General features: G+C 68.3%; 8 protein-coding genes. 1 reads left to right on the forward strand and 7 read right to left on the reverse strand.

Features of this window, described 5'->3' with window-relative positions:
- On the reverse strand, window positions 1-246 hold a 246-nt coding region (locus tag E3T48_RS00230; RefSeq protein ID WP_134521893.1), incomplete at its 3' end, for a hypothetical protein.
- Window positions 247-330: 84 nt separating this feature from the next.
- On the reverse strand, window positions 331-3,735 hold the full coding sequence (locus E3T48_RS00235) for a pyruvate carboxylase (protein ID WP_134521894.1): 3,405 nt from the start codon (window positions 3,733-3,735) through the stop codon (window positions 331-333).
- 77 nt (window positions 3,736-3,812) lie between these two features.
- Between E3T48_RS00235 and E3T48_RS00240 the strand changes: the two genes are divergently transcribed.
- A complete protein-coding gene (locus E3T48_RS00240) occupies window positions 3,813-4,619 on the forward strand; it encodes a ParA family protein (protein WP_134521895.1) in 807 nt (268 codons plus the stop codon).
- Window positions 4,620-4,712: 93 nt separating this feature from the next.
- Here the strand turns inward: E3T48_RS00240 and E3T48_RS00245 are convergent, their stop codons facing one another.
- The 5 genes from E3T48_RS00245 to ku all read right to left on the reverse strand — a co-directional run bounded on the left by E3T48_RS00245 (window position 4,713) and on the right by ku (window position 8,178).
- Window positions 4,713-5,264: a MerR family transcriptional regulator gene (locus tag E3T48_RS00245; protein ID WP_134521896.1), complete on the reverse strand. Its 552-nt coding sequence runs from the start codon at window positions 5,262-5,264 to the stop codon at window positions 4,713-4,715.
- 174 nt (window positions 5,265-5,438) lie between these two features.
- Window positions 5,439-6,137: a transcriptional regulator FtsR gene (gene ftsR, locus E3T48_RS00250; protein WP_134521897.1), complete on the reverse strand. Its 699-nt coding sequence runs from the start codon at window positions 6,135-6,137 to the stop codon at window positions 5,439-5,441.
- Window positions 6,137-6,550, reverse strand: a complete 414-nt coding sequence (locus tag E3T48_RS00255; protein ID WP_134521900.1) for an FHA domain-containing protein — start codon at window positions 6,548-6,550, stop codon at window positions 6,137-6,139. Before E3T48_RS00255 ends, ftsR begins: the two co-directional genes overlap by 1 nt.
- Before the next feature lie 85 nt (window positions 6,551-6,635).
- A complete protein-coding gene (locus tag E3T48_RS00260) occupies window positions 6,636-7,253 on the reverse strand; it encodes a CDP-alcohol phosphatidyltransferase family protein (protein ID WP_255455789.1) in 618 nt (205 codons plus the stop codon).
- Window positions 7,254-7,302: 49 nt separating this feature from the next.
- Window positions 7,303-8,178: a non-homologous end joining protein Ku gene (ku, locus tag E3T48_RS00265; RefSeq protein ID WP_134521899.1), complete on the reverse strand. Its 876-nt coding sequence runs from the start codon at window positions 8,176-8,178 to the stop codon at window positions 7,303-7,305.
- Between the last annotated feature and the right edge of the window lie 350 nt (window positions 8,179-8,528).

Below are 8,528 nucleotides of genomic sequence, written 5' to 3' on the forward strand. Positions count from 1 at the left end.
CGGCCGGGCGGCGCGGGGCACCCCCGGCGTGCTGATCTCGACCGTGTGCGTGGTCGGGTGTGCGCCCGCGTTCACCGCCCTGGCCCCGCCGACGCCGCCCGGACGGTCGCCGGCTGCGGCGCGGGCCGACAGGGACGCATCCGCTCGCCCGTCGAGGTTCCCCGGAAGGGCGGCCGCCAGGTTGTGAATCGTGTGCGGCGGCAATTCGCTGTTGTACTCGTCGCCGGGACCGGTACCAGGCGACAAGGAGGGCTCCTGGTCGGAGGCCTCGCTGCCTGCGCGCTTATCTGACAAAAGACCCGTCCCTTCGTCGATAGATCGGCCCCAATCCTAGCGCGGTCGCACCACCACGAGCAGATCGCCCGCATCCACCTGCTGGGTCTTGGGGATCGCGACCCGGTCGACGACGCCACTGATGGGAGAGGTGATCGCCGCTTCCATCTTCATCGCTTCGATCGACGCGACGCTCTGTCCGGACTCGATCGTGTCGCCCTCCTCGACCTGCAGGGTGACCACCCCGGAGAACGGGGCGGCAACCTGGCCCGGCCGGTTCGCATCCGCCTTCTCCGCCGCCTTGGTGCTGACGGTGATGCTGCGGTCGCGCACGAACACCGGGCGGAGCTGCCCGTTGAGCGTCGTCATGACCGTGCGCATGCCCTTGTCGTCTGCCTCGCTGATGGCTTCGAGGCCCACGTACAGCCGCACGCCCTTGGCGATCTCGACGGCGTGCTCCGTGCCCTGCTGAAGCCCGTTGAGGTAGTCGACGGTGTCGAGCACCGACAGGTCCCCGAACAGTTCGCGGATCTGCTCGTACTGGCGGGTCGGCGCGGGGAAGAGCAGCTGGTTGAGCATGGCCCGGCGGGTCAGGCTGTCCTTGCCGAGCGCGTCGCGCTCGTCCGCGGTGAGCTCGGTGACGCCGATGCGGATGTTGCGCCCGGCCAGCACCTTGCTGCGAAACGGTTCGGGCCAGCCGCCGGGCAGGTCGCCCAGTTCCCCGGCCATGAAGCCGATCACGGAGTCCGGCACGTCGTAGTTGCCGGGGTTTTCGGCGAAGTCGGCGGGGTCGGCGCGCACCGCGGCGAGGTAGAGGGCGAGGTCGCCGACCACCTTCGACGACGGGGTGACCTTCGGCACGCGGCCGAGGATGATGTTCGCCGCTGCGTACATGTCCTCGATCAGCTCGAAGTCGTCGGCCAGGCCGAGCGCGACGGCCTGGGTGCGCAGGTTGGAGAGCTGGCCGCCGGGGATCTCGTGTGTGTAGACCCGGCCGGTCGGGGCGCGGAGGCCCGATTCGAAGGGGTGGTAGACCCGGCGCACGTCCTCCCAGTACGGCTCCAGGTCGCAGACGGCCTTGAGCGAGATGCCCGTGTCGCGTTCGGTGTGGGCGAGCGCGGCGACGAGCGAGGAGGCGGAGGGCTGGCTCGTGGTGCCGGCCATCGGGGCACTGGCGACGTCGACCGCGTCGGCGCCGGCGCGCGCCGCGGCGAGCAGGGTCGCCAGCTGGCCGCCCGGCGTGTCGTGCGTGTGCACGTGCACCGGGAGCTCGAACCGGTCACGGAGGGCCGCCACGAGCGTCTCGGCGGCCGCCGGGCGGAGCAGCCCGGCCATGTCCTTGATCGCGAGGATGTGCGCGCCGGACTCCACGATCTGTTCCGCGAGCCGCAGGTAATAGTCGAGGGTGTACAGGGGTTCGGCCGGGTCGAGCAGGTCGCCCGTGTAGCAGAGGGCCACTTCGGCCACGCTGGTGCCGGTCGCGAGCACCGCGTCGATCGCGGGGCGCATCTGGGACACGTCGTTGAGGGCGTCGAAGATGCGGAAGATGTCGACGCCGGTGTCGGAGGCCTCACGCACGAACGCGTGGGTCACCTCGACCGGGTACGGCGTGTAGCCGACGGTGTTCCGGCCGCGGAGCAGCATCTGCACGTTGATGTTCGGCAGCGCCTCGCGCAACGATGCGAGGCGTTCCCACGGGTCTTCGCCGAGGAAGCGCAGGGCCACATCGTAAGTGGCTCCGCCCCAGGCCTCGATCGAGAGCAGCTCGGGGGTCATCCGTGCCACGTAGGGGGCGACCGCGACGAGGTCGCGGGTGCGCACCCGGGTCGCCAGCAGCGACTGGTGCGCGTCACGGAAGGTCGTGTCGGTGACGGCGAGGGCCTTTTGCGCGCGCAGGTCGGCGGCGAACCCCGCCGGACCGAGAAGTTGGAGGCGCTGGCGCGAGCCGGCCGGGGCCGGAACGGACAGGTCGAGCTTCGGCAGCTTCTCGGCCGGGTTCAGCAGGGTGATCGGCACGCCGTTGGGCTTGTTGACCGTCACATCGGCCAGCCAGTTCAGGATCTTCGTGCCACGGTCCTTCGACGCCCGGCCGCGGAGCAGCTCCGGTCGCTCGTCGATGAAGGAGGTGCTCAGGTTGCCGGCGGCGAAGTCGGGGTCGTCGAGCACAGCCTGCAGGAAGGAGACGTTCGTCGACACCCCGCGGATGCGGAACTCGGCCAGGGCGCGCTTGGAGCGGGTCACGGCGGAGGTGAAGTCACGGCCGCGGCAGGTCAGTTTGGCGAGCATCGAGTCGAAGTGCGGGCTGATCTGCGCGCCGGGGTTGATGGTTCCACCGTCGAGGCGCACACCGGCGCCGCCGGGCGAGCGGTAGGTGGTGATCTTGCCGGTGTCCGGCCGGAAGCCCATGGTGGGGTCCTCCGTCGTGATCCGGCACTGCAGGGCTGCCCCGCGGAGCTGGATCTTGTCCTGGGTCAGGCCGAGGTCGGCGAGGGTCTCCCCCGCGGCGATGCGGATCTGCGCGACGACGAGGTCGACATCCGTCACCTCCTCGGTGACGGTGTGCTCGACCTGGATCCGCGGGTTCATCTCGATGAACACGTGCTGACCGGCCCGCTCGCCGACGGTGTCGAGGAGGAACTCGACCGTTCCGGCATTGACGTAGCCGATCGACTTGGCGAAGGCGATCGCGTCCGCGTAGAGGCGCTGGCGGATCTCGTCGGAGAGGTTCGGCGCCGGGGCGATCTCGATGACCTTCTGGTGCCGGCGCTGCACCGAGCAGTCGCGTTCGAACAGGTGCACGGTGGCGCCGGTCGTGTCGGCGAGGATCTGCACCTCGATGTGGCGGGGTCGAAGAACGGCCTGTTCGAGGAACATGGTCGGGTCGCCGAAGGCGCTGTTCGCCTCCCGCATCGCCTCCTCGAGGGAGCCGCGGAGTTCGCTCATCTTGGCGACCCGGCGCATGCCGCGCCCGCCGCCGCCGGCGACGGCCTTGGCGAAGATGGGGAAGCCGATGGCCTCGGCCGATGCGATCAGCTCGTCGACGTCGCGGGACGGCGCGCTGGACCCCAGCACCGGCACGCCGGCCGCGATCGCGTGTTCCTTCGCGGTGACCTTGTTGCCGGCCATCTCGAGCACGTGCGCGCCGGGTCCGATGAAGGTGATGCCGGCTTCACGGGCGGCGAGGGCCAGTTCGGGATTCTCGGAGAGGAAGCCGTAGCCTGGATAGATGGCGTCGGCGCCGCTCTCCCTGGCCACCCGGATGATCTCGCTCACGGTGAGGTACGCACGCACCGGATGCCCGGGCTCGCCGATCTGGTAGGCCTCGTCGGCCTTCAGCCGGTGAAGCGAGTTGCGGTCTTCGAAGGGGAACACCGCCACGGTTTTGGCACCGAGTTCATAGGCCGCACGAAACGCACGAATCGCGATTTCCCCGCGGTTGGCAACTAGAATTTTCGTGAACATGCAGACCTTTCGAGCGTGGAGCCGCACACAGCTGACGGTTAGGTTCTCCCAGACTAGTGAAGGTAACGTATCTACTTGTGCACGTACTAAGCGTTAGCTCCCTCAAGGGAGGAGTAGGCAAGACCACGGTGACCCTTGGTCTGGCGTCTGCTGCCTTCGCCCGCGGCGTACGAACCCTGGTTGTGGACATTGATCCCCAGTCGGATGTCTCGACCGGTATGGACATCGAGGTGAACGGGCACCTCAACATCGCCGACGTCCTCGCGTCCCCCAAGGAGAAGGTCGTGCGCGCCTCCATCGTGCCCAGCGGGTGGACCCGGGGCAGGCAGGGCACGATCGACGTGATGATCGGCAGCCCCTCGGCGATCAATTTCGACGGGCCGCACCCCAGCATCCGCGACATCTGGAAACTGGAAGAGGCGTTGTCGACGGTCGAGAAGGACTACGACCTCGTCCTGATCGACTGTGCGCCCTCGCTCAACGCCCTCACCCGCACCGCCTGGGCCGCCAGCGACCGCGTCGCCGTGGTCACCGAACCTGGCTTGTTCTCCGTCGCGGCGGCAGACCGTGCGCTGCGGGCGATCGAGGAGATCCGTCGTGGCCTGAGCCCCCGCCTCCAGCCCCTCGGCATCATCGTCAACCGGGCCAGGACCGCCTCACTCGAGCACCAGTTCCGGATCAAGGAACTCCGCGACATGTTCGGCCCGCTCGTGCTCAGCCCCCAGCTACCCGAGCGCACGTCCCTCCAACAGGCACAGGGTGCCGCGAAGCCGCTGCACACGTGGCCGGGCGATAGCGCACAGGAGATGGCGCGCTACTTCGACCAGCTGCTGGAGCGGGTGCTGCGCACCGCGCGCATCGGCGAATACGCCGAACAGCGCTGACCGGTTCGCACGGCCGACCGGCTGCGGGGTCTCGACAAGCTCGACCACCGAGAGGCAGGGCCTCCGAGGTCGTGCGGTGAGGGAACCGAACGGTCAGGAGACCTTGCGGCTGGCCCGGCGGGCGGCGAGATCGTCGGACGGGTCGACGGTCTGGGTGTCCAGCTCGACGAGACTGGTCTCGACCTCACGCAGCACCTTGCCGACGGCGATGCCGAAGACACCCTGGCCGCGGCTGACGAGATCGATGACCTCGTCGTTGGAGGTGCACAGGTAGACGCTCGCGCCGTCGCTCATCAGCGTGGTCTGGGCGAGGTCGCTGACTCCCGATTCGCGCAGCTGGTTGACGGCGGTGCGGATCTGCTGGAGCGAGATGCCCGTGTCGAGCAGGCGTTTGACGAGCTTGAGGACCAGGATGTCGCGGAAGCCGTAGAGTCGTTGGGAGCCGGATCCGGCTGCGCCGCGCACGGTCGGCTGGACCAGTTCGGTGCGTGCCCAGTAGTCCAGCTGGCGATAGCTGATACCGGCGGCCCTGGCCGCCACGGCGCCGCGGTACCCGGAATGCTCGTCGAGCTCCGGCATCCCGTCGGTGAACAGAAGTCCGAGTCCGTAACGGGAGGCGTCGTCACGTTGGTTGAGTTCACTCATACGATCGCCTCTCGGGGGTGTCTGCGATACCGATGATCGCTGTGTCAACGCTACCGAGGCGAACGGCCCTGATCAATGACATCCGTCAGAACGAATCGGCGTGTCGGATGGGAGGAAAACTCGGGTCGCGCCCGGCGGGACTCAGCGAGCCTGCGTCGGACTCCAGTGTACGGCCTATTTGGTGAGGCGCCCGAGCGCGGAACGGATCAGGCTGCCTCGAATCACCTCGAGCTGGCCGGCGATTTCGACCGCCATTTCGGCGGCTTTCGCGCGGCTCGAGGCGTCCCGCCGACGCGAGAGCGGTACCAGGGCGCTTTCGATCAGGCCGAGTTCACGCTCGGCGGCACCCCGGAAACCACGGAGGTGCCTCGGTTCGATGCCGCTGCGCTGCAACTCGACGAGAGCGCGCAGCACGCCGAGCGCGTCGTCCCCGTAGACGTCGGCCGGGAGGATGATCGACGCGGAAACGGCGTCGTGAAGAAGCGTGGCGGCTGCTCCTGCCTCGCGCAGGAGTTCGTCCCGACTCAGCCGGCGCACGTTCGAGAGCATCGAGGGGCCGGGGGTCACCCCCCCGGGCAGGGTCGGGGTCAGCCCATTGTCCAGGTCTTCCAGGTAGCCCCGGATGACCTTCAACGGAAGGTAGTGGTCGCGCTGCATCGACAGGATCAACCGCAGGCGGTCGAGGTCCCCGGCGCAGAACTTGCGGTATCCGGACTCGGTCCGGGCCGGGGACACGAGTTTCTGCTCTTCGAGGAATCGCAGCTTCGAGGGAGTGAGGTCCGGGAATTCCGGGGTCAGCCGTGCCAGCACCTGTCCGATGCTCAAGAGTGACGTCGCGCCCGGCTGCCTGGCCTGGGCGGAGGACGCAGGCACTAGTCGCTCGCCAGTGGCGGAAGGTCGAGCCGCGAGGCGTAGAACGTGAGCCGGAACTTGCCGACCTGGACCTCTGCGCCGTCGTGCAGAAGCGCCGATTCGATCCGGACGCCGTCGAAGTAGGTTCCGTTGAGTGAAACGAGGTCTTTCACCTCGAACTTGCGACCGTGGCGGAGGAATTCGGCGTGCCGCCTGGAGACGGTGACGTCGTCGAGGAATATGTCCGCGTTGGGGTGGCGTCCGACGGTGGTGACGTCGGCGTCCAACAGGAAACGTGCCCCGGAGTTCGGACCGCGACGCACCACGAGCAGTGCCGACCCGGAGGGGAGCGCCGCGATGGCCTCCTGCTCCTCCGTCGTGACATCGCCGTCGAGGGCGGCCAGCTGGGCCGCGAACTCCTGGCTGAACGTCATCGTCGTGTCGGTGTTGGCGAAGTTTTCTGGCGTGCCCTCGCTCTGGGGTTCATTCGTCTTTTTGGAATCGATCACCGTACACCTCCTACCCCTCCAGCGTATCGGATTGGGCGGGCGATTTTGCGCGCGAAAGCCGAATCACCCTGGCGGCTTCGATTGCGTAGATTATCCCCGCCCACCAGTAAAGAAAGGCTCCCCAGATCCCGAAGGCCCAGCCCACCGGACCTGACCACCACGCCAGCATCGGGAAGGCCTGTCCGAGCATGATCATCGGCAGCGCGTAGAACAGGCAGAAGGTGGCGAGCTTGCCGAGCTGGTGCACAGGGAGAGGCCCGAAACCGAAGTTGGCCAGGACGACACCAAGGCCGAGGAGGAAGACATCCCGCCCGACGACGACGAGCACGATCCACCAGGGAACGAGGCCGCGAGAAGCCAGCCCGAGCAGCGCCGCGAAGATATAGAGGCGGTCGGCCGCCGGGTCGAGCAGCTGGCCGAGCCGGGTGATCTGGTTGAACCGCCTGGCGAGGAACCCGTCGAGGAAGTCCGAGGTGGAGGCCACGACGAGCACGAGCAGTGCCCAGGAATCCTCGCCGCGGATCAATAGGACGAGGAAGACGGGCACCAGGGCCAGCCGCAGCATGCTCAGGAGATTGGGCACCGTCACCACCCTCGAACTGACCTGTCGTTCCTCTGCCGCGCTCACAATTCCCGAGTCTAGCGAGGCGTTCCCCGATGCGGAGCGCGGCATCCCGTCAGCCCGCGGATGCTCCGGTGCGGGGGGCCGCATCGCCTTGCCCCGGTCGGCCCCGGCTGCCGGCTTCGGTCCTGGCCCGGCTCCGTTCGACGCTGCGCCGGAGCGCCTCCATCAGGTCGAGCACTTCCCCGCCGCCCTCCGCGCCTTCCGCGCCCTCCCCCGGCGCGCGGCCGAACGTGACGCTGGTGTCGACCGTGTCGCCGGCGGCGAGCTTCGCCTCGATCAGCTCCCGCAGCTGGTCCTGGTAATCGTCCCGGAAATCGCCGGGCGAGAAGTCTGAGGCGAACGACTCGACCAGTGCGGCGGAGAGGTCCAGCTCCTGGGCCGAGATGCGCACCCTCTCGTCGAGGGCGGGGAAGTCCGCCACCCGGATCTCGTCCGCCCAGAGCAGGGACTGCAGCAGCAGTACGTCGCCGCGCACCCGGAGAGCCCCAAGCCGGGTCTTCTGGCGCAGGGCGAATCGCACGATCGCGGTGCGGTCGGTTGCCTGCAGCGCGTGCCGCAGCAGCACATAAGCCTTCGGCGATGAACCGTCCGGTTCGAGGTAGTAGCTGCGCTCGAAGGTCATCGGGTCGAGTTGGTCGCTCGGCACGAATTCGACCACGTCGATCTCCCGGCTCCGCTCGGCCGGCAGGGAGGCCAGGTCGGCGTCGGTGAGGATCACCGTGCGGTCGCCGTCGTCCCAGGCTTTGTCGATGTGGGCGTAGTCCACGACCTGTGCGCAAACTTCGCACCGACGCTGATAGCGGATGCGCCCGCCGTCCTTGTCGTGCACCTGATGCAGGGCGACGTCGTGGTCTTCAGTCGCGCTGTAGACCTTGACAGGCACATTGACGAGTCCGAAGGTGATCGCGCCCTTCCAAATCGATCTCATGCCCTCAGTGAACACCGGTTGGCGGTCGCAGGCTAGCGTCCGGGGCAGCCGAACCCGCCGCGGTGGTCGAGCCACCCCGGTGGTCGAGCCCGTCGAGACCCCGCCACCCCGGTGGTCGAGCCCGTCGAGACCGAGCCACCCCGGTGGTCGAGCCCGTCGAGACCCCGCCCGCCCGGTGGTCGAGCCCGTCGAAACCCCGCCACCCCGGTGGTCGAGCCCGTCGAGACCCCGCCACCCCGGTGGTCGAGCCACCCCGGTGGTCGAGCCCGTCGAGACCCCGCCCGCCCCGGTGGTCGAGCCCGTCGAGACCAGTGAATAAACCTTCGATAAAGTTATCCACAACACGTGAC

Origin of the sequence: Cryobacterium fucosi, from assembly GCF_004403515.1 — a bacterium.
Taxonomy (GTDB): Bacteria; Actinomycetota; Actinomycetes; order Actinomycetales; family Microbacteriaceae; genus Cryobacterium; species Cryobacterium fucosi.